21 protein-coding genes are annotated in these 22,398 nt (G+C 39.2%); 16 read left to right on the top strand and 5 right to left on the bottom strand.

From position 1 onward, the window contains the following. Positions 1-10 precede the first annotated feature (10 nt). From J582_RS08570 to J582_RS08540, 7 genes are all read left to right on the top strand, one after another. Positions 11-1,462: a NosD domain-containing protein gene (locus J582_RS08570; RefSeq protein ID WP_032047747.1), complete on the top strand. Its 1,452-nt coding sequence runs from the start codon at positions 11-13 to the stop codon at positions 1,460-1,462. A 59-nt stretch (positions 1,463-1,521) separates the two neighbouring features. Next, positions 1,522-2,841: a carbohydrate porin gene (locus J582_RS08565; protein WP_032047746.1), complete on the top strand. Its 1,320-nt coding sequence runs from the start codon at positions 1,522-1,524 to the stop codon at positions 2,839-2,841. A gap of 82 nt (positions 2,842-2,923) precedes the next feature. Further along, positions 2,924-5,353, top strand: coding sequence for a glucose/quinate/shikimate family membrane-bound PQQ-dependent dehydrogenase (locus J582_RS08560; protein ID WP_032047745.1), 2,430 nt, complete (start codon positions 2,924-2,926; stop codon positions 5,351-5,353). Positions 5,354-5,983: 630 nt separating this feature from the next. Further along, positions 5,984-6,451, top strand: a complete 468-nt coding sequence (locus J582_RS08555) for a DUF6438 domain-containing protein (RefSeq protein WP_001211835.1) — start codon at positions 5,984-5,986, stop codon at positions 6,449-6,451. Between the two features lie 135 nt (positions 6,452-6,586). Then, positions 6,587-7,000 carry a YeeE/YedE family protein gene (locus J582_RS08550; protein ID WP_032047744.1) on the top strand — a complete coding sequence of 138 codons (414 nt, stop codon included), beginning with the start codon at positions 6,587-6,589 and terminating at the stop codon, positions 6,998-7,000. A 4-nt stretch (positions 7,001-7,004) separates the two neighbouring features. Next, positions 7,005-7,418, top strand: coding sequence for a DUF6691 family protein (locus tag J582_RS08545; RefSeq protein WP_032047743.1), 414 nt, complete (start codon positions 7,005-7,007; stop codon positions 7,416-7,418). Positions 7,419-7,422: 4 nt separating this feature from the next. Beyond that, entirely contained in the window at positions 7,423-8,289 is an 867-nt protein-coding gene (locus tag J582_RS08540) for an MBL fold metallo-hydrolase (RefSeq protein ID WP_032047742.1), read from the top strand. Between the two features lie 92 nt (positions 8,290-8,381). On the opposite strand, the gene pcaU is transcribed toward J582_RS08540, so the two are convergent. Together pcaU and J582_RS08530 are read right to left on the bottom strand one after the other, a co-directional pair. Next, positions 8,382-9,194 carry an IclR family transcriptional regulator PcaU gene (gene pcaU, locus J582_RS08535; protein ID WP_032047741.1) on the bottom strand — a complete coding sequence of 271 codons (813 nt, stop codon included), beginning with the start codon at positions 9,192-9,194 and terminating at the stop codon, positions 8,382-8,384. A gap of 42 nt (positions 9,195-9,236) precedes the next feature. Beyond that, positions 9,237-10,157, bottom strand: a complete 921-nt coding sequence (locus J582_RS08530) for a LysR family transcriptional regulator (protein ID WP_032047740.1) — start codon at positions 10,155-10,157, stop codon at positions 9,237-9,239. Between the two features lie 88 nt (positions 10,158-10,245). Here J582_RS08530 and J582_RS08525 point away from each other — a divergent pair, with 88 nt between their 5' ends. The 4 genes from J582_RS08525 to J582_RS08510 are packed head-to-tail and all read left to right on the top strand — an operon-like array spanning position 10,246 to position 14,080. After that, positions 10,246-11,487: an acyl-CoA dehydrogenase family protein gene (locus J582_RS08525; RefSeq protein ID WP_032047739.1), complete on the top strand. Its 1,242-nt coding sequence runs from the start codon at positions 10,246-10,248 to the stop codon at positions 11,485-11,487. Between the two features lie 17 nt (positions 11,488-11,504). Then, the gene (locus J582_RS08520) at positions 11,505-12,626 is read left to right on the top strand and encodes a phosphotransferase family protein (RefSeq protein WP_032047738.1); all 1,122 of its coding nucleotides are present in this window, start codon (positions 11,505-11,507) and stop codon (positions 12,624-12,626) included. Next, positions 12,623-13,321: a histidine phosphatase family protein gene (locus tag J582_RS08515; protein ID WP_032047737.1), complete on the top strand. Its 699-nt coding sequence runs from the start codon at positions 12,623-12,625 to the stop codon at positions 13,319-13,321. The genes J582_RS08520 and J582_RS08515 overlap by 4 nt, the downstream gene beginning before the upstream one ends. A gap of 15 nt (positions 13,322-13,336) precedes the next feature. Next, positions 13,337-14,080 (top strand): SDR family oxidoreductase, encoded by a 744-nt coding sequence (locus J582_RS08510; protein ID WP_020753192.1) that lies wholly within the window; start codon positions 13,337-13,339, stop codon positions 14,078-14,080. 35 nt (positions 14,081-14,115) lie between these two features. On the opposite strand, the gene J582_RS08505 is transcribed toward J582_RS08510, so the two are convergent. The 3 genes from J582_RS08505 to J582_RS08495 all read right to left on the bottom strand — a co-directional run bounded on the left by J582_RS08505 (position 14,116) and on the right by J582_RS08495 (position 17,718). Beyond that, a complete protein-coding gene (locus J582_RS08505) occupies positions 14,116-15,372 on the bottom strand; it encodes an OprD family outer membrane porin (protein WP_032047735.1) in 1,257 nt (418 codons plus the stop codon). 116 nt (positions 15,373-15,488) lie between these two features. Continuing rightward, positions 15,489-16,838 carry a spinster family MFS transporter gene (locus J582_RS08500; RefSeq protein ID WP_001076619.1) on the bottom strand — a complete coding sequence of 450 codons (1,350 nt, stop codon included), beginning with the start codon at positions 16,836-16,838 and terminating at the stop codon, positions 15,489-15,491. A gap of 412 nt (positions 16,839-17,250) precedes the next feature. Next, positions 17,251-17,718 carry a MarR family winged helix-turn-helix transcriptional regulator gene (locus tag J582_RS08495; RefSeq protein WP_000884019.1) on the bottom strand — a complete coding sequence of 156 codons (468 nt, stop codon included), beginning with the start codon at positions 17,716-17,718 and terminating at the stop codon, positions 17,251-17,253. Positions 17,719-17,867: 149 nt separating this feature from the next. On the opposite strand from J582_RS08495, the gene J582_RS08490 reads away from it, so the two are divergent. From J582_RS08490 to J582_RS08470, 5 genes are read left to right on the top strand one after another with little or no spacing between them, the layout of a single operon-like run. Continuing rightward, positions 17,868-18,977, top strand: coding sequence for an amidase (locus tag J582_RS08490; RefSeq protein ID WP_032047733.1), 1,110 nt, complete (start codon positions 17,868-17,870; stop codon positions 18,975-18,977). Between the two features lie 36 nt (positions 18,978-19,013). Then, positions 19,014-20,162 carry an acyl-CoA dehydrogenase family protein gene (locus tag J582_RS08485; protein WP_060706136.1) on the top strand — a complete coding sequence of 383 codons (1,149 nt, stop codon included), beginning with the start codon at positions 19,014-19,016 and terminating at the stop codon, positions 20,160-20,162. Positions 20,163-20,190: 28 nt separating this feature from the next. Continuing rightward, a complete protein-coding gene (locus J582_RS08480) occupies positions 20,191-20,550 on the top strand; it encodes a hypothetical protein (protein WP_000387549.1) in 360 nt (119 codons plus the stop codon). Between the two features lie 10 nt (positions 20,551-20,560). Next, positions 20,561-21,088, top strand: coding sequence for a nuclear transport factor 2 family protein (locus J582_RS08475; RefSeq protein ID WP_032047732.1), 528 nt, complete (start codon positions 20,561-20,563; stop codon positions 21,086-21,088). A gap of 29 nt (positions 21,089-21,117) precedes the next feature. Then, positions 21,118-22,395, top strand: a complete 1,278-nt coding sequence (locus J582_RS08470) for an aromatic ring-hydroxylating oxygenase subunit alpha (RefSeq protein WP_032047731.1) — start codon at positions 21,118-21,120, stop codon at positions 22,393-22,395. The last annotated feature ends 3 nt before the right edge of the window (positions 22,396-22,398 follow it).

The raw sequence follows: 22,398 nt of genomic DNA, 5'->3' as shown, positions 1-22,398 counted from the left end.
ATATGATGAAATGACTACATTACGTTTAACTACTCTTGCATTAGGTTTGATGGTTTCAGGCATAGCTGCGGCTCAAACTTATGTGGTTGACCGTTATCAAGACGATAGCAATAAAGGCTCTTTACGCTGGGCAATTGAACAAGCCAATGCGAACCCAAGCGAAGCTAGCGATATCTTGATTCAAGCAGTAGGCAAAGCACCTTATGCGATTAAATTAAACAGCGCACTTCCTGAAATTAAAGCCCCAGTTAAAATCATTGGTACTCAGTGGGATAAAACTGGCGAATATATTGCAATTGATGGTTCAAATTATATTAAAGGCGAAGGTGCAAAAGCTTGTCCAGGTGCAAACCCTGAGCAGTACGGTACCAATGTACGTACTATGACTTTACCGGGGTTGGTATTACGTGACGTCAACAATGTCACTTTAAAAGGTTTAGACATTCATCGCTTCTGTATTGGGGTATTGATTAACCGCTCAAGCAATAACCTGATTCAACATAACCGTATTAGTAATAACTATGGTGGTGCTGGTGTTATGTTGACGGGTGATGATGGTAAAGGTAACCCAACTGCAACCACGACTAATAACAATAAGGTTTTAGACAACATTTTCCAAGACAATGGAGATGGTTTAGAACTGACACGTGGTGCTGCTTTTAACTTAATTGCGAATAACCATTTTGTTTCAACCAAAGCAAATCCAGAACCATCACAAGGTATTGAAATTTTGTGGGGTAATGACAATGCCGTAGTTGGTAATAAATTCGAAAACTATTCAGATGGTTTACAGATTAACTGGGGCAAACGTAACTATATCGCCTACAACGAAATGACCAATAACTCGATTGGTTTCAATATGACGGGTGATGGCAACATTCTTGATAGCAATAAAGTACATGGTAACCGTATTGGTGTAGCCATCCGCTCTGAAAAAGATGCAAATGCAAGAATTACATTAACTAAAAACCTGATTTGGGACAATGGTAAAGATATTAAACGTTGTGAAGCAGGTGGTTCATGTGTACCAGATCAGCGTTTAGGGGCAATTGTATTTGGAGTACCTGCACTTGAGCATGAAGGGTTTGTTGGCTCTCGTGGTGGTGGTGTGGTGATTGAACCATCTAAGCTTCAAAAGACATGTACTCAGCCAAATGAGCAAGGCTGTAATGCTCAGCCGAATCAGGGTATTAAAGCTCCTAAGTTAACAGCGAATAAAGGTTCAGTTACAGTAGAAGTTAATGGCTTACCAAATCAACGCTATCAAGTTGAGTTTTTTGGCAACCAAAATACAGTATCAAAAGAAGCTGAGCAATATTTAGGAACAATAACAGTAGCTACAGATACCGAAGGTAAAGCAAAAGCCAATTGGAAACCAACAGTCAAAGTTGCCTCAATTACAGCAAATGTGACTGATCGCTTTGGTGCTACATCTGAACTCGGGTTTGTGCAAGTTAAATAACAAAAAATAAAGCGCCTCAAAACAGGGGCGCATTTCAGAAAAGACAAAAGGGACTTGAAATGCCAAATGTAATGAAATTGAGTGTGCTAACAATTGCTGTATTGGGCAGCCAATTTGCACTTGCAAATGAGCCGTGGTCACAAGACCGTCAATGGTTGCTTGGTGATTGGAATGGAAAACGCCAGCAATTAGAGCAACAGGGCTATAAATTTACTGCTTCTATTATGAGCCAAGCTGCTACAAACTTAGATGGTGGTTACAACGACAATAATACTTTTGAAAACGCTGCACAGCTTTCTTTAGGTGCAAACTTTGATTTAGAAAAAATCGCTGGATGGAAAGATACAACAGCGAGTCTCGTTGTGACTAAACGTGATGGTAATGCGCTTACTTTAGAGCGTATTAAAGACCCACGCTCTAGCCAATTAGGTAATGCACAAGAGATTTATGGTCGCGGTAAAATCTGGCGTCTGTCTCAAGCATGGGTAAAGAAAGGCTTTGTTGATAATACTGTACAGGTCAAATTTGGTCGTATGGGAATGTCAGAGGACTTTAATAGTTCTCAATGTGAGTTTCAGAACTTATTGCTTTGCGGTGGGCAGTTAGGAAAATCAATTGGTTCAATTTGGTATAACTCACCAGTCGGTGTTTGGGCGACAAACGTTAAATATCAGTTTGCACCTGAATGGACTTTAGGTGTTGGTGTGTATGAGGTCAATCCAGACAATATTAAAACTGAATCAAACAGTGATGGTTTTAATCTGGATATGAATAACGTCAAGGGTGCTACCATACCAGTTGAACTTGCATGGAAACCAAAACTTGCTGCTTTTAATGGTTTACCGGGTGAATATAAAGTAGGTGCGCTGTACTCAACCGCAGAAGCAAATGATATTAAAACTGCGGGTAAAGTGCATGACGGAAAACAAAGCTTCTGGATTAATGCACAGCAACAACTTACGAATAATGGCCAAGATCCGAAACGCGGTTTATATGTCAGTTTTAACAGCGTTGTAAATGATAAAGCAACGACTTTTGTTCAAAGTACGCAACAGCTTGCTCTTTGGTATAAGGGACCGTTTGATAGCCGTCCAAATGATTCGATTGGTTTTGGTATTGCCAATTATGTAGTCAATGATCGTGCTAAAGATAAACAGATCGCGACAAACGAAAGCCGCGGATACTATAGCTATGATCCGATTGCATCTGACTATATTCCAATTCAAGACGACGAGTTAAATGTCGAGTTGAACTATACCTATCAATGGTCTCCGGCCGTCATGCTGCGACCAAATATTCAATATATCCATCAACCTGCTGGTGTGAAAGAAGTCGATGATGCTTGGGTGGCAGGCCTGAGTGTAAAAGTTAATTTTTAATAATATTGATGGCTGGTTAGACATAGTTTAACTGGCCCAAATGCTTGAACTATTCGGGTTCAGTATATGTGGAGTAGGATCTATGTCTGAGTCAGATTCTAAGTTTCATATCTTATTCAAAATATGGTGTTTTATTTTAGGTTTAGCTTTATTGGCTACTGGTATTTTTTATATCGTGGGCGGTGGAAAGCTAGTATCTCTCGGTGGTTCTTGGTATTTCCTTATCTCAGGACTGTTTATAACCATTTCAGCAATTAGTATTTTCCGAAAAAAAGCGCTGGGCGTCTGGATTTTTGCGGCTGTTTTTGTTGGTACGGTAATTTGGTCACTCATTGATGCTGGATGGGAATTTTGGCCGTTATTTTCGCGGTTAATGTTTCCTGCTGGTCTTTTTGCTGCGTTGTTATTTACCTTACCTTCAATTCGACGCTACCAATTTCAAACTAGTTTGGCATCTTCAGCCTATGCAGTAGGTGGCTTAGTTGTTGTGGGAATGTTGATTGCGCTCTACCAAATGTTCCAACCGCATCCAACGGTCGCAAGTTCAGGTGAAAAACTACCTTTAGTACCAGTTGACCCTGCAAAAAAACAGGTGAATTGGGAAAATTATGGAAACGATACGGGCGGTAGTCGCTTTGTTGCTCTCGACCAAATTAACCGAGATAACGTTCATAAACTAAAAGAAGCATGGCGCTTTAGAACAGGTGATTTTACAACGGGTAGTGGTAATGGTGCTGAAGACCAAATGACCCCGCTACAAGTTGGAAATAAAGTCTTTTTATGTACGCCACATAACAACATTTTTGCGATAGATGCTGACTCGGGCAAACAACTCTGGAAAGCTGAGGTGAACTCTAAAGCCGATGCTTGGGAGCGTTGCCGTGGTGTTGCATACTTTGATTCAACAAAAACGCTTGTACAACCAACTTTAGCTGGTGCAACTCCGGTCACTACTGTTGCGAGCAACACAGCCTGTCCACGCCGTGTATATACCAATACGCCAGATGGCCGTTTAATTGCAGTCAATGCAGATAATGGTCAGCGCTGTGCGGACTTTGGGGTAAATGGAACAGTTGATCTACTCGAAGGCTTAGGCGGTGGGACTAAGGCTCCACGTTTTGAAGTGACTTCTGCACCGACTATTGCTGGAACAACTATTGTGGTGGGTAGCCGTATTGCCGACAACGTGGCAGCAGATATGCCGGGTGGTGTAATACGTGGTTATGACGTGATTACGGGTAAACTTCGCTGGGCATTTGACCCGCGTAATCCAAACCCTAACTATGTTCTTAAACCGGGTGAAACCTATAAACGTAGTTCGGCAAACTCTTGGGCTGCAATGTCATATGATCCACAAATGAATACAGTGTTCCTACCGATGGGTAGTTCATCTGTCGACATTTGGGGGGGTAACCGTAATCCGTTAGATCACAAATACAATACTTCTGTTTTGGCACTTGATGCGACAACGGGTAAAGAAAAGTGGGTATATCAAACTGTTCATAATGACTTATGGGACTTTGACTTACCAATGCAACCAAGTCTAGTCGACTTTCCATTAAAAGATGGTACGACTAAGCCAGCTGTTGTGATTGGAACCAAATCAGGTCAATTCTTTGTCCTTGACCGCATAACTGGTAAACCGCTAACTAAAGTAATTGAACAGCCAGTGAAAGCGGCAAATATTCCGGGTGAGCAATACAGTTTAACTCAACCACGTTCTGTTGAAATGCCTCAAATTGGTAATCAGACTTTAACTGAGTCAGATATGTGGGGTGCAACGCCGTTTGACCAACTAATGTGTCGTATTAACTTTAAGTCAATGCGTTACGAAGGTTTATTTACTGCACCGGGTACTGATGTTTCATTAAGCTTCCCTGGTTCTTTAGGTGGCATGAACTGGGGTAGTATTGCTTTTGACCCGACACATCGTTACATGTTCGTAAACGATATGCGTCTTGGTTTATGGGTTCAACTCATTAAACAAACACCTGAAGATATTAAGATTCAGGCGAGTGGTGGCGAAAAAGTAAATACAGGTATGGGTGCTGTACCAATGAAAGGTACACCATATAAAGTGAATAAAAACCGCTTTATGTCCGCTTTAAGTATTCCTTGTCAAAAACCACCGTTTGGTACCATGACAGCAATTGACATGAAAACTCGTCAGATTGCATGGCAAGTACCACTTGGTACAGTTGAGGACACTGGACCACTTGGTATTAAGATGGGCTTGAAAGCACCGATTGGTATGCCAACTATTGGTGGGCCAATGGCAACTCAAGGTGGTTTAGTTTTCTTTGCTGCAACTCAAGATTATTACTTGCGTGCTTTTGATTCATCTACAGGTAAAGAGCTGTGGAAGTCACGTATGCCAGTAGGTAGTCAAGGTACACCAATCAGCTATGTTTCACCTAAAACAGGTAAACAATATATAGTGGTTACCGCGGGTGGTGCACGACAGTCCCCAGACCATGGTGATTATGTGATCGCATATAGTTTAGAGAAATAATGAAAGAGGGCAAAAGGTTAAATTTTCTTTTGCCCTTATTTTTTTAATATCTTTTTTCTATTAGAGTGTTTGCGTAAATTCTGTAATTTTAGTGAGATAGCTTTACCAAATAGTAAAAAAGTGCTTGAAGTTATTGCTAAACTTAAAATATTCCTATAATTGATTCATCCTGAACACTAGATATAGCCGAACTATTAAGCATTTTTTTATAATGTTTTACCTATAAATAAAATTTCAAAATTTATTAAGTTTCGTTTAACTTAAAGTTGTGAATTTTAATTAAAAATAAACATTATTGAGTTTTTAACTCTAAAAAACAGGTTTTTTTTGTTGGAAAAACGAGCGTAAATATATACTTATATTATATTTAAATAATGTATTGCATTAAGATAGAATGGTCGGCGCAGGTTATTACTACCCAGTAATAATTTGTATTTCAGGAATTTAAGCTTTAATTGGCTTAAGGCTCATCTAACGATGGGCCTTTTTTTATGTGCTTTATATTTTAATTTTCTTGATAACTAAAAATAGCCTAAGTAATAGTAAATAATACTATGAAAAATGAGTCTTTAATGACAATTTGCATATGATTTGTTAGATTAATGCCACTTGATAATAATAGGTGATGTAATGAGATTTTTAGTTCTTGCAACTTTATCCGGTTTGGCTTTAATGGGTTGTGCTTCTGTTCAACAAGCACCTAATACACAAGAAACCATTCGTTATGCTTCTAGTCCATGTTTCGGCGCATGCCCAATTTACTCAGTAGAAGTAACACCTACAGGTTTAATTCGTTTTGAAGGTAAGCAATATACAAAAGCAATTGGCGTTAAAGAAATTCAAGGTAGCGTAAAAGATTATCAAAAACTTGCTGATGAATTAAAAACTTATCGTCCGCAAACAGGAACCCAATCTAAAACTGCAGGTTGTCAGCAAACTGCGACCGATATGCCTAGCTATTACATCACCTGGATTCAACCAAATGGTACAGAAACAAAATTAAGCCATTACACAGGTTGTATCTCTCCAGCAAATAATAGATTAAATAAAGTTATGGAAAAGTTACCTGAACAATTAGGCATTAAAGATCTAATTTAATGATAAAAGCCCCAAAATCTTGGGGCTTTTTCTTTTTAAGAAGAATTATAAACTCAAAAGTTTTATATTAAGTATTTCTAAAAGAATCAGCGTATAATATAGATTATAAAAACATATATTGTTAAGAGTGCTTATATGTCAAGTATTGTCTATGCCTTTGTGGGTGGTTTATTACTCGGTATCGCAACAGTTGGGTATTTATATATAAATGGTCGTATAGCTGGAATTAGTGGTTTGCTTGCTCAATTCATTAGCCCATCTAGAGATATATTTAAAAGTTCTGCATTCTGGTTCATTGCAGGACTCGTGATTACACCTTTCATATATGGTTACTTTTATCAGCCTGAAATCGAAATTAAAGCCAATTCATTTGTACTTATTCTGGCAGGGATACTTGTTGGTTTTGGTACACGACTTGGATCAGGCTGTACAAGTGGGCATGGCATTTGTGGAATGAGCAGGCTATCAAAACGCTCAATAATAGCGACCGCAGTTTTTATGTTTGCTGGCATGTTAACTGTTTATATCGTTCGTCATGTTTTGGGGTAATGTCATGAAAAACATTTTGGCTTTTATATTTGGTAGTTTGTTCTCTTTAGGTTTAATGATTTCGGGCATGTCTAATCCTGAAAAAGTATTAGGTTTCTTAGATATTTTTGGGCAGTGGGATATTAGCTTAATGTTTGTGATGCTAGGTGCTATTGCTGTGGCATTTATTCCGTTTCAAAGGGCCATTAAAAAATCAAAAACGATTTTTAATGAACAAATTCAATTACCAACAAATACACAGATTGACCAAAGGTTAATTGTAGGCGCTTTTATTTTCGGTATAGGCTGGGGAATAGCAGGTATATGTCCAGCGCCCGCTTTAACTCTTATTGGATTAGGGCATTTTGAAGCACTTTATTTTATTGTCGCGATGTTAGTAGGAATGTTTATTTACCGAATTTTAAATAAAGGAAATTAAAGCTATGCAACAACCTCTAGTAAAAGATTTTTTTGATGAAAATACCAATACTTTTAGCTATGTTGTTGCGGATTTAGCGACTCGTCAATGCGCAATTATTGATAGTGTGCTTGACTATGATGCTGCTTCGGCCACTACAAAAACAACTAATGCTGATCTGATCGTCGATTATGTCTTGGCGCAAAACTTCAAAGTACAATGGATTTTAGAAACCCATGTACATGCGGACCATATGACTGCGGCTCAATATTTAAAATCTAAATTGGGCGGTACAATTGCGATTAGTCAAAAAATCTCGGTAGTACAAGAAACATTTTCGGCTATTTATAATTTTGATTTTAAGAAATTCAATGAAAATCAGCCTTTTGATTATCTATTTGAAGATTATGAACATTTCAAAATAGGGGAAATAGATGCCTATAACATTCCTACACCAGGGCATACACCTGCTTGCTTAAGCTATGTGATTGGTGATGCTATTTTTGTCGGGGATACTTTATTTATGCCCGATTATGGTTCGGCTAGATGCGACTTTCCTAAAGGGAGTGCTGCTGCACTTTATGATTCGGTACAAAAGCTTTATACACTTCCTGATGATATGCGTATGTTTCTTTGCCATGACTATAAGCCTGAAGGCCGTGACGAATATATCTGTCAAACAGATATAAAAACTCAAAAACAAAGCAATATCCATTTAAATCGACGAGTTTCCAAAGAATCATTCATAAAAATGCGTCAAGAAAGAGATGCTACTTTGGCAATGCCAAAATTAATTCTGCCTTCAATTCAAATTAATATGAACGGTGGAAATTTTCCGGAACCTGAAGCGAATGGCATCCGCTATTTAAAAATCCCATTTAATTACTTTTAGAAATAGCCTAAGTATACATTCTGATCATTTTATTTAACCAAATAGCCTAAGCAAAAATAAAATTAATCTTATGTAAATAGCCTAAGCAAGATTTAAAGAACTTGTCTTAAATCCCGCGCAGTCTCTTGCAATAGCGGCAAAATATGTTGAATTAAATATTCTTCAGTTGTTCTGATGGTTGGAGAAACAATATTTAAGGCAGCAACCACTTTAAAATCTTGTCCATAAATCGGTACGGCGAGCGCATGGACACCTAATTCGTGCTCTTCACGTGAATAACACCAATCTTGTTCTCGGATTTCTTTTAGTAACTCTAAAAATTTATCATTTTCGACATGCGTATATTTAGTTAAACGCTGAAGTGGATATTTTTGAAGCCAGTCCAATTGTTCTTCTTGGCTTAAATGTGCTAGTAAAATTTTACCCGCTGAAGTTGCATGAGCAGGTAAGCGATTACCCAAGTGCAAACCATATGGATTTACACGGTCAGTTTGTTGGTGGGCAGCACTACGGGCAATCGTAATGGCTTCATAACCATCAAGAACCATCACTGAATAAATAAGGGAAGTCTGGTTAGTTAACAGATTTAATAAAGGCTGGGACACTTTTGGAAGCTGAGCTGCACCTAAATAAGCTCCTGAAAATTTAAGAATCTTTGGGGTTAAATAGTAATAGTGGCCATCTGACTCAAGATATCCTAAATATTCTAATGTTAATAAATGGCGTCTTGCTGCCGCTCGGGTGAGCCCGGTTTTTTCAGCCGCCATAGAAATGTTTAAACGATGTTGATTACTACTAAAACTATCTAAAATCGCCATGCCTTTACCAATGCCAGCAATGTAATCTTCATGACGAATCGTTTTTTTGTTGTCCTGATTCTGGATTATCCGTTCATCTTTACTCATTACTGATCCTTGTACGATAGAAGCTTAGTAGATCAATTTGCTTTACTGAAAAAGTTTAATAATTTCATGTCGCAAAAATTGATGCCTTAAATTATCCCTTAAATCTTCGTGCCAAAACATACCCATTTTAATATTGGTCATCTCAAAAGGTAGAGAATGTAACCGAATCTTAGGGCTATAAGATAAATGCTGCAAAATCATACGGGGCATGGTGAGTATTGCGTCGGCTTGGGCTCCCAAGACTTGTAACGCGGTTGAGTAGTTTTGACAGCGCATAAATACATTTCTTGAAATTTTTTGGTGTTGGTTTAAATAAATATCTTCAAGTAAAGCACCCGTACGGCGTGATGAAACACCAATGTGCCGTCCATTAATATAACTAGCTAAATCGACTTCTTTAAGTTGGCTGCAAATAACGAACTCATCTGTGACCAAATGATCAAAGGTAATTTTTGGAGATAAGTATTGTTCTAGATCAATCACGAAATCGAGCTGCTGTGTCGCCAAGTCCGCCATAATATGTTTTCGATCGAGTTTCATACTGACAAACTGCAAATCTAAATTAAGATTTTGAAAATGTTGAGCCAGTCTTGGGAGAATAATCGGCTCAATTTCATCATGCACGGCGATTTTTAAGTTTTTTAAGCTTGTTGGATCGAACATATGTTTCTGTTGGCTAATATTTTGAATCGTTAAAAGTGCTTGCTTAACAGTTGGATAAATCTGCTCGGCAAAAGGAGTAGCAGACATTTTATTGCCTACACGTATAAATACATCATCTTCAAGTTGCTGGCGTAAACGCTGCAAAGCATGACTTGCTGCTGACTGCGTAATATTGAGACTACTTGCCGCGTTTGAAATACTTTTTTGCTCATAAATCGCGATAAAAAGCGGATATAAATTAATATCAATTCGGTGAAAAAAACTTAGGTCTAGACCATGTAAGTTATGAATATTATTCATGATGCATTATTTAATAAAATCATTTCATTCATATTAAGTTTCAAGTTATGTTGATGTAAAGACCAGATAATGATGTAAAGGAAAAAGAATGTTTGAACTCTCCAAGAAAGCTCAAGATTTTGCTGAGCGAACTAAAAAATTTATTTTAGAAGAAATAGAACCTGTTGAAGCAAAATTTTGGGAAGAAGTTCATGAGTTAAATCCAGATGGAAACTGGAAAAAATGGCAATGGCCAGACCTTTTAGAAACTCTAAAATCTAAAGCCAAACAGGCAGGCCTTTGGAATATGTTTTTACCCGATGAAAAGCTAGGTGCTGGGTTAACTGTTCAAGAATATGCACATATTGCTGAATTGACTGGCCGCAGTTTATTGGCACCAACCGTTTTTAACTGTAATGCACCAGATACGGGAAATATGGAGGTGTTATGGCGCTATGGCAGTGAACAGCAAAAACAACAATGGTTACAGCCTTTATTGGACGGAAAAATTCGTTCTGTTTTTTGTATGACTGAACCAGATGTTGCGTCAAGTGATGCAACCAATATGCAAGCGACTGCACTCATCGAAGGAAATGAAATTGTTTTAAATGGCAAAAAGTGGTGGTCGTCTGGTTTAGGTGATCCAAATGCCAAAGTCATTATTTTTATGGCGCATACTCCAGATGAAACTAAAGATCGCCATCATCAACACTCTATGGTTTTAGTACCGATTGATACGGCGGGTGTTGAAATTCAGCGTATGTTACCTGTGTTTGGTGATTACGATGCACCACATGGACATGGTGAAGTTCACTTTAAAAATGTTCGAGTACCTCTTGAAAACTTTATTGGTGGTGCAGGCCAAGGTTTCGAAATTGCACAAGGTCGCTTAGGGCCAGGGCGTATTCACCATTGCATGCGCTGTATCGGAGCTGCTGAAAAAGCACTAGAGCTTATGATTGATAGAGGTATGTCTAGAACGGCGTTTGGCAAAGAAATTTTAAAACTCGGTGGGAACCTTGAACGTGTAGCCGATGCGCGAGTAGCCATAGATCAAGCTAGACTTTTAACCTTGTATGCTGCTTATAAAATGGATACTTTAGGAAACATGGCCGCTTTAACAGAAATATCTGCAATTAAAGTCGTGGCTCCAAGTGTATTAGAAAAAGTAGTCGACATGGCAATTCAGCTACATGGCGGTGCAGGCGTTTCACGAGATACACCTTTAACAGGTTTCTTTGCTCAAGCACGTAGTTTACGTTTAGCTGATGGTCCGGATGAAGTACATAAAGGCATGATTGCCAAATTAGAGTTGGCCAAACGTGGTTATGGTCGTCATAAGAAAGTATAAGTTTAAAGGAAGAGAATATGTCGGTAATTGATATTGGCGGTGAAGTACGTGAAGGTGAAGAACTTGATATTGGGGCAGTTGAAAACTGGTTAAAAAAGCAAGGTGTTGAGCTGGTTGGCCCAGCAGTCGTTACTCAATATACGGGCGGGGCCTCGAATTGGACTTATCGTTTAAAGTATGAAAATACGGATTTAATTTTACGACGTCCACCAAAAGGAACAAAAGCCAAGTCAGCCCACGATATGGCTCGTGAGTATACAGTGCAGAAAAACCTTGCACCTTATTATCCAGTACTTCCTAAAATGGTGGCACTTTGTCAGGATGAATCGGTCATTGGCTGTGATTTTTATGTCATGGAACGCATTGAAGGAATTATTCCTCGTGCAAAATTGCCGCCTGAGCTTAGCTTTAATGAAGAAGATGTTCATGAGCTTTGTTTAAACGTTATTGATAAACTCATTGAGCTACATCAAGTTCCTTATGAGAACACACCTTTAGCTGAACTTGGCAAAGGTACTGGCTATTGTCGTAGACAAGTTGAAGGTTGGGATAAACGTTATGAAAAAGTCCGCACAATTAACGTTCCTTCATTTAAATATGTCCGAAAATGGCTAAACGATAATATTCCTCAAGACTCTACGACTTGTATTATTCACAATGATTGGCGTTTTGATAACGTAATTTTAAATCCAGAGCACCCAACAGAAGTGATTGGGGTGCTGGATTGGGAAATGGCGACCTTGGGTGATCCATTAATGGATTTAGGTAGTGCTTTAGCTTATTGGGTTGAGCCTACGGATAATATGATCTTCAGGTCAACACGCCGTCAGCCTACTCACCTAAAGGGAATGTTCTCTCGCAAAGAAGTCGTTGACTATTATTTGCAAAAAACTGGTCTGGAACCTCAAAACTGGACTTTTTATGAAGTCTTCGGGGTATTCCGTTTAGCAGTGATCGCTCAGCAAATCTATTACCGTTATTATCATAAACAGACCCGAAACCCTGCATTTAAAGATTTCTGGATAGTGATCCATGCACTACATATGAGAGCTTTAAAACTTATCGCGCAGCAAAAATTGCAAGAATCGGAATTTGCTCAGCAATCTCTACAAAAAATACAGGGTATTTTAAGAAGATGACCACAATTTATCTGGTAAGACATGGACAGGCATCATTTGGTAAAAGTAACTATGATGAGTTGTCTGAAAATGGTGAAGCTCAAGCAACTTTATTAGGCCAATATTTTAAGAAAATATTGAAAGAACAACCTTATGTAGTTGCAGGAACTATGCAGCGCCATGAACAAACTGCACAGCTTGCACTGAAAGAATGTTTTCCAGATGCGGTAATTCATCATAATAATTTATGGAATGAGTTTAACCATCAACAGGTTTTTGCCCGTTATGAGCCGCGTTTTGAACAGCCTGAACTGTTAAAAGCTGATGTCGCAAAAGAGCATAACCCTCGCGCGTATCTTGCCAAAATCTTTGAGGGTGCGATTGAACGATGGACCGACGGCGATTTTCATCATGAATATGATGAGTCTTGGCCGCATTTTAAAAGCAGAGTCGAAACGGCGCTACAGCAACTTTGTGATGATTTGGCAAAAACCAAACCTCGTTATGCAGTCGTTTTTACCTCGGGTGGTGTGATTTCGGTAGCAATTGGCAAGCTGCTTGAACTGAGCCCTAATCGAACTTTTGCTTTGAATTGGGCAATTACCAATACAAGCCTCACGACTTTACGTTTAGTTGGAAATGAAGCTCAGGTTTTAAGTTTAAATGAACACCATTTTATAAAAGCTGAGCGTCCAGATTTACTGACATGGATTTAAAATAAGGATAAAAGCATGGCGAAGACAATTTTAATTACAGGCGCAAGTTCTGGTTTAGGCGCAGGTATGGCGCATGAATTTGCAGCAAAAGGTTATAACTTGGCGATTTGTGCACGCCGTTTAGACCGATTAGAGACTTTAAAAACCGAACTAGAACATCAGTACGGTATTAAAGTCATTGCGAAAAGTCTGGACGTTACCAATTACGATCAGGTTTTTGAAGTTTTTCGTGCCTTTAAACAAGAATTTGGCTATTTAGACCGAATTATTGTAAATGCCGGAGTCGGAAATGGTCGCCGTATTGGTAAAGGTAATTTTGAAATTAACAGAGCCACGGCCGAAACAAACTTTATCTCTGCTTTAGCACAGTGTGAGGCAGCGATTGAAATTTTTAGAGCGCAAAATGCAGGTCATTTGGTGGTCATGTCGTCTATGAGTGCGATGCGCGGATTACCAAAACATTTATCGACCTATGCGGCGAGTAAAGCTGCAGTTGCTCACTTGGCCGAGGGTATTCGTGCTGAATTACTGGATACTCCAATTAAAGTCTCAACCATTTTCCCGGGTTACATCCGAACTGAAATGAATGAAGGTGCTAAACATTTACCTTTTGAAGTAGACGCCAAAACAGGGTGTAAAGCTTTAGTAAAAGCTATCGAAAAACAACCTGTAAAAGCTTATGTGCCACAGTGGCCGTGGTTACCAATGAGTATTGCTATGAAGGTTTTACCATTAAAGTTGGTCAATAAATTAGGATAAAAAATTGCCCCCTAAAATTAGGGGGTAATTTTTATTTAGAATTTTTTGGTGTAATTAACAAATAAACGGTCTTCGCCAAAGTCATTGCCGTGTTTTACGTTGTAATCAATACGAATATATTGTAGGGCCACGCCTTTTAAAAATGGTTGTTGGAATGCATAGTTTAAAATCACATTTGACTCGGTTTCGTGGTTTTTCTCACCATTAGCTGCTTTAAAGTCATGACCATAAACATATTTCACCATTGCGTTTAAGCCGGGAATGTAATCTTTAAAGTCATAGCCATACATGACATGGTAAGACTTTTCATCTTCTTTAAAGAAACCTGTAGCATTCCAGTTAATGAAATAGGTTTCTGGCAAGAAACCATCTGGTAGAGGGTAAGCCGACTCTCCAATAATTTGTTGGTAACCCAAACCAAAGGTATGGTTTTTTACTTTGACGGTTTCAAGTAAACCAATGTTCTGAGCATCAATATCAAAGGTATTGCCATCATCTTTCGCATTAAAGTATTTAAATTTGGAGGTCAGGGCAAAAGTTGGTTGTTTCCACGTATGCTCAAGCCCTACATAGTGTTTATTGTAGAGATCTTCTAAATTACCAAAATAATATTCGCCCTTCAAAGACGGCGTGAATTGATAGCGCAGATCTATGTAATTTAAACCATCAGATTCTTTAGTAACTCCATTTGCAGTAAAGGAAAACTTTTTAAAGTCTTCTTCATTACGTGGAGAGACTTTTTCAACTCGGCCAATTTCTGCATACAGCTGATCTGAAAGTTGTGACTTAAGATTGGTTCCCCAATACGAAGTGAGTAACTGACGACTAGCATCAACAGCCGTTACAGGTAAATCTAGCCAGAGTTCACCGACACTTAAAAGAGTTTTGTCATAACCTAGTTTTAAAGTCGCGCCGTATTTTAGATAATCAGATGCTTGAGATTGCATTTCTTTATTAAAAGGCAAAACTGTATCTGCGACATGTTTGTCTGAACTCAAGCGTACGGCGTATTGAACGGAAGCATCAGCTCCAATGGTGATAGGCTTATCTGCTATGACTAGTGGAGTGTCATGCATTTTCGATTTATAAAATAAAGATGCTGCCTGAGACCAACTACCGGTATCTTTAAGGGCGTCATTATCAAAATCACGATTGATATAGGCATTTTTTAAAGTGAATTTCCACTCATCTTCAGTTTGCTGATTTGGATTTGCAGCCCAAGAACTGCTGCACATAATAAATAAAGTGGCAAAAGCTAAAGTGTGTGGTTTAAAGCGGTGAAATAATTCCATAATCCATTTCCAAGATATATGCCAGTCCTCGGCATTACGTATTGTGAAATATTGGTGTGGTGTTCCCTAAATTGTTTAAAGGGAACTCCTGTTTTTATAAGTGGCTGTTGCTTCAATTAACGTAATTTTTCAAGCTTCATGCTTTCACTAAAGGATTTACAGCCTTTGAAAAGTAGAGCCAAAGCCAGTACACAGGACAAACCACCCACAATAGATAAAGAAGAACCCACCATTAATGGATTGCCAAAAACCTTATCTGTAATAATTGCGACTAATGTTGTACCAACACCTAGTCCAATTAAGTTACTTACCAAAAGGAATAGGGCAGAAAGGCGTGCTCTAAATTGGTTGGGTGCTAACATTTGCAATGCTGTTGCCGAAATCACAAGCGGGAAGGAGGCAAAGAACATTGCAGGAATGAGCAAAGTTACTGAAAGCCAGAGTTGATCTGTTTGGGTAAAAAATGCAATTGGAATAATCAGGCCAACAATACCAATCACACCCGTGAACATCGGTGCATCTTGGCGTCCTTTTTTAATAAACCAGTCGTTTAGCCATCCTGCACAAAACACGCCTAAAGTATTTGCAACCAGCAATATAGTGCCGAGCATATAGCCTGTTTCAGTCGGCGCGAGTTGAAACTTACGAATATAAAATGCTGGTGTCCAACTAGTCAGACTGTAGAGTGCCATTGCATAAAAGGTAAAACCTAAATAGTGACAAGCAAATGTTTTTGCATGTTTCTTGATAAACTGAAGGCACTGCGTGAATTTAACTTGGTCAACTTGTCCGCTTTGGTTGAGCTGCTGTCCTTTACGTGCAGGATCTTTAACTGTCAAAATAAATAGCAAACCAATAATAATGCCGGGTAACCCCACCACTAAAAAGGCAATTTGCCATGCCTTGAGTGCACCTAATAAAGGAACTTCAATGAGTGTCACGCCTTTAAGCAGGTTAATCACGTAACCGCCAACTAAAAAGGCGATACCTCCACCTAAGAAAGCACCAATTGAATAGATCCCGACCGCGCGGCCTAGTTTGTCTTTACTGAACATGTCACTAAACATTGAATAGGCCGCTGGAGATAAAGCTGCTTCACCAACGCCCACAGCCATACGGCTTAGGAATAGTTGAATAAAGTTTTTACTTAAACCGCAAGTTGCTGTTGCTAAGCTCCAGACAATAATCCCGATTGAAATCAGTTTTGGTCGGGAAAAACGGTCGGCAATATAGGCTAATGGTAAGCCCATCACAGCGTAGAATAGTGAAAAGGCAAGGCCATGTAACAAGCTAAATTGAGTATCTGAAAGTTGAAGGTCTGCTTTGATGGGTTCAATCATCAAGGCCAGAATTTGACGGTCAATAAATGAAAATATATAGGCCAACATACAAAGTATGACCACATACCATGCATATGCATTGGTTTTCTTTTGTGTCCTTTCAACAGCGATATTACTTTGGTTCATACACTTAATCCTTATGTATAAAACGCTTTAAAGAAATTGATCTCTAGCTTCTATTCATCCTCAAAATTTTTGATACGTCCCCATTTGAAATGAATTATGAAACGGCTAGAAATGATTGAATTTGGTTTGGTAAGGGGCCTTGAAGAAGGTGACTTAACACAAACGGAAATAGTAATGCTGACTAGATTATTGAATTATTATTTTCTTTTTATATGTAAAATTCCATTACTTGTTGAGTATGTTTAGATACCTAAAAAGTATGTTAAGTGAGCTATTGGAAGGGTTTTATTTTTATAAATATTTGAATTTAATAAATTTTATTATTGATGGCAGATTTTTTATAGTGAGCAGCTAAAGAAAGACTAGCTTTAACTGCTCTAGAGCCAAGTTAATTTAGTGTCGATGGAAATAATTAACTTGATGGCATGAGATCAAATAATTTTTTTAACTGATGATTTAGGTTATGCAGTTCATCTTCTGAAAAAGCATTGAGGATCCCCGCTAAGGTAACCACACTAATTTGGTTAATCTGTTCAACCAGCTCAACACCTTTGGCCGTTAATTTCACCATCGAAATCCGTTCATCAGCGGTAGAAGAGTAGACTTCCACAATGCCATCTTCTACCAATCGATATACAGCCTTTGTTGCTGTTGTGAGTTTTAAAGTAGAAAGATTGGCAATGTCAGTGATACTGGCTTCCCCAAGCGCATTGGTACTTAAAATAATTTTGCGGCGAGTATTATCAATGCCAAGTTTCTTTATAGATTTTTCAATAAGTTGTGAATATTTACCATTAACTTGGGAAATCCAGAAAAAGGGGAAGTTTTGAATACTCGACGGTTCTTTATTGGGAAGAAATTGTTCTAAATGATCAAGCATAGCTAAGCAATAACTTAGTAAAAAAAGGGTAATTCTATTATAAACAAAATTTTGCATATTTCCTTGAACGCACATTAGAAAAATTACTTGACAATTCCATTAAATTTTCTGATATTTTAATTAATGGATAAAAATACATGGAAAAGTGAATGAATATTATTAGCCAAAGTGTGCACAAAGGAAATGGCAAGCTCAAGGTGATGGTGAAGGACACAATTGATATTCAAGGTCTAAAAACCATTGCTGGCAGTAAAGCTTTATTAGAAGTTGAACCTGCGCACGATGATGCAGAGGTGGTTAAAAACATCTTAAAAGCTGATTGCGAAATTATTGGCAAGACAAATTTGCACGAATTGGCTTTTGGAATTACAGGTATTAACCACGCTTTTGGTACACCTATTAACCCTAAATATCCTGAACTTATTCCGGGCGGCTCTTCAAGTGGTTCAGCCGCGGCAGTTGCAGCAAAACAAGCTGACTTTACTCTAGGCACCGACACGGGCGGCTCTATCCGTATGCCCGCTGCGTGCTGCGGAGTTTTTGGTTTAAAACCGACTTTTGGTCGGGTAAGTCGCGAAGGCGTATACCCGCCGTCAAGTTCTTTGGATTGCGTTGGTCCTTTTGCAAATTCAGTCGAGATGATTGAAAAAGCCATGCAAATTATTGATCCAACTTTTAAGCCGGCTGAATGCACTCGTACACCAAAGCTTGCGCTGCTCAATGTCAAAGCAGATGAGGTTGTTTGGAACTGTATTTATCAAGCACTTCAAAAAGCGAATTTAGAGACCGTTTTAGAAAAAGTTGAACATTTTGAAGCAGCTTATGATGCAGGCATGCAGATTATTAACTATGAAAACTGGCAAGCTTTTGGTGAGTTAACTCAAACAGGCTTAATTGGTTCTGATGTAAATAATCGTTTATTAAAAGCTGCCGCAACAACTTTAGAGCAAGTAAAACAAGCAGAAGTTGTGAAAGCGCAGTTGAACCAAGAACTCGATGCTTTATTAGAAAAATATGATGCATTGGTTCTACCGACACTTCCACAAATTCCACCAAAAGTTTCTGAAGCTGAAAACACGGTCGCTTTTTTGAACCTAACCGGTTTAGTTCGACCATTTAACTTATCAGGACATCCAGCCATTTCAGTGCCACTTGAAACCAGTGAAGGTTTGCCTGTGGGCTTACAGATCGTATCAAAGCATCAAAAAGATGAGCAATTATGTGCAATAGCTAAATTTTGTGTTGATGCAATGCAATAAATTACAAGGAGTTAGATGATGAATAAGTTGTCTAAAATGGAGTTTGCTTCTCAAGACAAAGCAGTTGACTTAGATGCTTTGTGCCAAGAAATTCGTGAGCGTGCCTGTGCAGGTGAATTTGATAATCAGGCCTATGTGAGCCAAGACATTATCGAAAAACTTAAAAAAATTGGTGTTTACCGTGCCTTAGTGCCTAAACGTTTTGGTGGTGAAGAATGGTCACCGCGGCAGTTTTGTGAGTTGATCGAAACTTTATCTAAAGCTGACGGTTCAGTGGGTTGGGTGGCAAGTTTCGGTATGAGCCCTGCGTATTTAGGAAGTTTGCCGGAAGAAACGCTTAAAGAGTTATACCAAAACGGGCCAGATGTCGTATTTGCCGGAGGTATTTTTCCGCCGCAGCCTGCCGAAATTACCGATGAAGGTGTGGTGGTGCGCGGACGCTGGAAATTCTCAAGTGGTTGTATGGGCGCTGACATTGTTGGCGTGGGAATTTCACCCCTTAAAAATAATGAAATGCAAGGTTTACCACGCATGGCAGTGATGCCTGCCAACAAAGCCAAAATCGAAATGACATGGGACACTGTTGGCCTAAAAGGTACCGGAAGCCATGATTTGGTGGTTGAAGATGTATTGGTCGAAAAGAAATGGACCTTTGTACGTGGCGAACCCTCAAAACTCAGCGAGCCATTTTTTAAATATCCATCACTGTCTTTAGCGACTCAAGTATTAACCGTGGTGGGTATTGGGGTTGCAGCTGCCGCATTAGAAGAATTTGAAAAATTAGCACCGGGTAAAGCATCTATTACGGGTGGATCAGAAATTGCAAACCGCCCAGTGACTCAATATGAGTTTGCTCAAGCTGATGCAGAGTTTCAGGCGGCAAAGTCTTGGTTTTATCAAACCATGGATATTGTGTGGAATGAAATTATTGCTGGTCGTGAAGCAACTGCTGAACAAATTAGTGATATGCGTTTGGCATGTACCCATGCAGCTCGCGTTTGCGCCAAAGTGACCCGAAAAATGCAAATGCTCGCGGGTATGACAGCGATTTATACCAACAATCCATTTAGCCGTTTTGTAAATGACACCAATGTGGTGACCCAACATGCCTTTATGGGTGATGCAACTTTACAAAATGCAGGTTTAGTCAGTTTCGGGTTAAAGCCAACCCCAGGTTATCTATAAGTTTAAATTTTGAAAAAGGAATATTGAGATGGAAGCTAAAAAACCATTACGCGTGTTGTTTTGCATGGGTATTAACCAGAACTTTTTTGATGCAGAACCTGCTGAAGCAAAAGCGGTTTGGGCAGCATTTGGTGAAATGTGGAATGGCATTCATGACCTACCTGATGTGCATGTTTTTGGGAATCTTGATGATGACCAAAGCATGGTGGGTGCAAGTACGGGCTGGCCTTGGACCACTTATTTGCTTGCAGATGTTCCGGATATTGAGACAGTACATGCAGCTTGTAACTTGTTTAGAACGACCGTGGTGGGTGAAGGGCCATACAAACTTTGGAAATATTGCAAAGTTGAAGCTCGTGTTGGGCGTGAATTGATTATTCAACGTTAAGGCGACCGCAATGACTGACAAAGTGAATATTGCAGAAATTATAAAACGGCTAGAACAGTTGGAAGCACTTAATGCCATTCGTAACTGCATAAACCGTTATATGGAAATCTGCGACGAGCTCAATGCAAATACAGATCTTTATGAGTTGATGAATCTTTTTGATCAAGACTGTATTTGGGAAGGTATTGGTGACAAATATTCCAAATCCTTTGGTCGTTATGATTCTTGGCAGTCGATTTACGACATGTTCAAACGCTATACCCAAAAAGAATCTCACTTTGTCATGAATGCACACTTTGTAAATTCAGAACAAATTTATGTAAATCAAAATGATGCAAATGCTTCATGGCTGATGTTGCAAACTTCAACTTTTCAAGATGGCCGGAGTCATCTGAATGCGGCAAAGCTCAAGGTGAAGTTTCATAAGCAAGCAGATGGAACATGGAAAATTAAACATTTCCAAACACAGAATATTTTCAGTCGTCCGGTATCGCATTGGCACAGTGAAGCCGAGTTGCCGGTACCTTCCCAGGAATGACCCAGGACATATTTAAAAGGACTATTGATATGAACAGTATTATCTCAACGCATAACATTGGCATTGATTACGATGCTTTAGTTAAAAGTGACCGTGCCCATACTTCTCTTTATAAAGATGAACGCATTTTTGATGAAGAGATGGAAAAAATCTTTTATAGCACTTGGGTGTGGGTTGCGCATGCTAGCGAAATTCCGGAAGGCGGAAGCTATAAAACCATTAACATTGGTAAACAGCCTGTGGTTGTGGTACGTGACCGTAAAAAGAAAGTCCATGTACTTTTAAACCGTTGCCGTCACCGTGCAGCAACCGTATGCGAACATAAAAAAGGGAAAACCAACAGTTTTGTATGCCCATATCACGGTTGGAGTTATGCACTTGATGGCAGTTTACGTGGTGTGCCATCTCCGGAAAGTTACGGCGATTGTTTAGATAAATCAGAATTACCACTAGTGAGTCTACGGGTAGAAGAATATAACGGCATGATCTTCGCTTCATTTAAAGAAGACATTCAACCGCTTGAAGAGTTCCTTGGGCCAGCAAAAAAATGGATCGACCTGTTTATGAAGCAAGGTGCGGGTTATCCAATTAAAGTGTTGGGTGAACACCGTTTCCGTTTCCCGGGTAACTGGAAAATCCAGCTTGAAAATACCACCGATGCATATCACTTCCCGTTGGTACACAAATCATTCTTAAGTTCTGTAGATGAAAAAACCGAAGAACTCTTTAACTTCGAAAACCAGCCTGGCTTTGTTGAAGACTTAGGCAACGGTCACAGTGTCATGGTGATGATTCCTGAACTGGTTGATTTAGAAGAAGACTTAATGGAGCGACCAATTCAAGAGCGTTTCGAAGACTTGGCTCAAGCTTTGCGTGACGAAGGGCATGAAGAGTTAGAAGTACGCCGTATTGTTCGTGCAGTGGGTGGTTCTGGCTTTAACTTAAATTTATTTCCGAATATTGCATGTTCAATGGCGTTCTTCCGTGTGTTACAGCCAATTTCAGTTGCTGAAACAGAAATTCATCACTCGGTGATTACGATGGATGGCGGTCCACAAATTGCCAATCAATATCGCTTACGTTTGCATGAACATTTCCAAGGCCCATTTGGTTTTGGTACGCCAGATGACTCTGAGGCTTGGGAACGCGTACAACATGGTGCCAATGCCGGTAATGATTTATGGATCATGCTCAACCGTGGTTTACCGGGCGAAGTCAAAACTGAAGATGGCTTAAAAAGTGATGTCAGTGCTGAAACAGGTATGCGTGCAGCATATCAGCAGTGGAAAAAGATGATGACAGCTTAAGGA

This window comes from Acinetobacter sp. 1566109 (assembly GCF_000582255.1).
In the GTDB taxonomy this organism is placed as follows: Bacteria; Pseudomonadota; Gammaproteobacteria; order Pseudomonadales; family Moraxellaceae; genus Acinetobacter; species Acinetobacter nosocomialis.
The sequence above is the reverse complement of the archived record's forward strand: the minus strand, read 5'-3'. Positions and strand labels throughout refer to the sequence as shown.

Excerpts from the sequence above, each read along its gene's own strand:
- J582_RS08545 (WP_032047743.1), top strand. The coding sequence starts at position 7,005 with ATGAAAAACATTTTGGCTTTTATATTTGGTAGTTTGTTCTCTTTAGGT.
- J582_RS08495 (WP_000884019.1), bottom strand. The coding sequence starts at position 17,718 with ATGCTTGATCATTTAGAACAATTTCTTCCCAATAAAGAACCGTCGAGT.
- J582_RS08520 (WP_032047738.1), top strand. The coding sequence starts at position 11,505 with ATGTCGGTAATTGATATTGGCGGTGAAGTACGTGAAGGTGAAGAACTT.
- J582_RS08550 (WP_032047744.1), top strand. The coding sequence starts at position 6,587 with ATGTCAAGTATTGTCTATGCCTTTGTGGGTGGTTTATTACTCGGTATC.
- J582_RS08570 (WP_032047747.1), top strand. The coding sequence starts at position 11 with ATGACTACATTACGTTTAACTACTCTTGCATTAGGTTTGATGGTTTCA.
- J582_RS08480 (WP_000387549.1), top strand. The coding sequence starts at position 20,191 with ATGGAAGCTAAAAAACCATTACGCGTGTTGTTTTGCATGGGTATTAAC.
- J582_RS08540 (WP_032047742.1), top strand. The coding sequence starts at position 7,423 with ATGCAACAACCTCTAGTAAAAGATTTTTTTGATGAAAATACCAATACT.
- J582_RS08485 (WP_060706136.1), top strand. The coding sequence starts at position 19,014 with ATGGAGTTTGCTTCTCAAGACAAAGCAGTTGACTTAGATGCTTTGTGC.
- J582_RS08525 (WP_032047739.1), top strand. The coding sequence starts at position 10,246 with ATGTTTGAACTCTCCAAGAAAGCTCAAGATTTTGCTGAGCGAACTAAA.
- J582_RS08505 (WP_032047735.1), bottom strand. The coding sequence starts at position 15,372 with ATGGAATTATTTCACCGCTTTAAACCACACACTTTAGCTTTTGCCACT.
- J582_RS08515 (WP_032047737.1), top strand. The coding sequence starts at position 12,623 with ATGACCACAATTTATCTGGTAAGACATGGACAGGCATCATTTGGTAAA.
- J582_RS08490 (WP_032047733.1), top strand. The coding sequence starts at position 17,868 with ATGAATATTATTAGCCAAAGTGTGCACAAAGGAAATGGCAAGCTCAAG.
- J582_RS08565 (WP_032047746.1), top strand. The coding sequence starts at position 1,522 with ATGCCAAATGTAATGAAATTGAGTGTGCTAACAATTGCTGTATTGGGC.
- pcaU (WP_032047741.1), bottom strand. The coding sequence starts at position 9,194 with ATGAGTAAAGATGAACGGATAATCCAGAATCAGGACAACAAAAAAACG.
- J582_RS08470 (WP_032047731.1), top strand. The coding sequence starts at position 21,118 with ATGAACAGTATTATCTCAACGCATAACATTGGCATTGATTACGATGCT.
- J582_RS08555 (WP_001211835.1), top strand. The coding sequence starts at position 5,984 with ATGAGATTTTTAGTTCTTGCAACTTTATCCGGTTTGGCTTTAATGGGT.
- J582_RS08510 (WP_020753192.1), top strand. The coding sequence starts at position 13,337 with ATGGCGAAGACAATTTTAATTACAGGCGCAAGTTCTGGTTTAGGCGCA.
- J582_RS08500 (WP_001076619.1), bottom strand. The coding sequence starts at position 16,838 with ATGAACCAAAGTAATATCGCTGTTGAAAGGACACAAAAGAAAACCAAT.
- J582_RS08475 (WP_032047732.1), top strand. The coding sequence starts at position 20,561 with ATGACTGACAAAGTGAATATTGCAGAAATTATAAAACGGCTAGAACAG.
- J582_RS08560 (WP_032047745.1), top strand. The coding sequence starts at position 2,924 with ATGTCTGAGTCAGATTCTAAGTTTCATATCTTATTCAAAATATGGTGT.
- J582_RS08530 (WP_032047740.1), bottom strand. The coding sequence starts at position 10,157 with ATGAATAATATTCATAACTTACATGGTCTAGACCTAAGTTTTTTTCAC.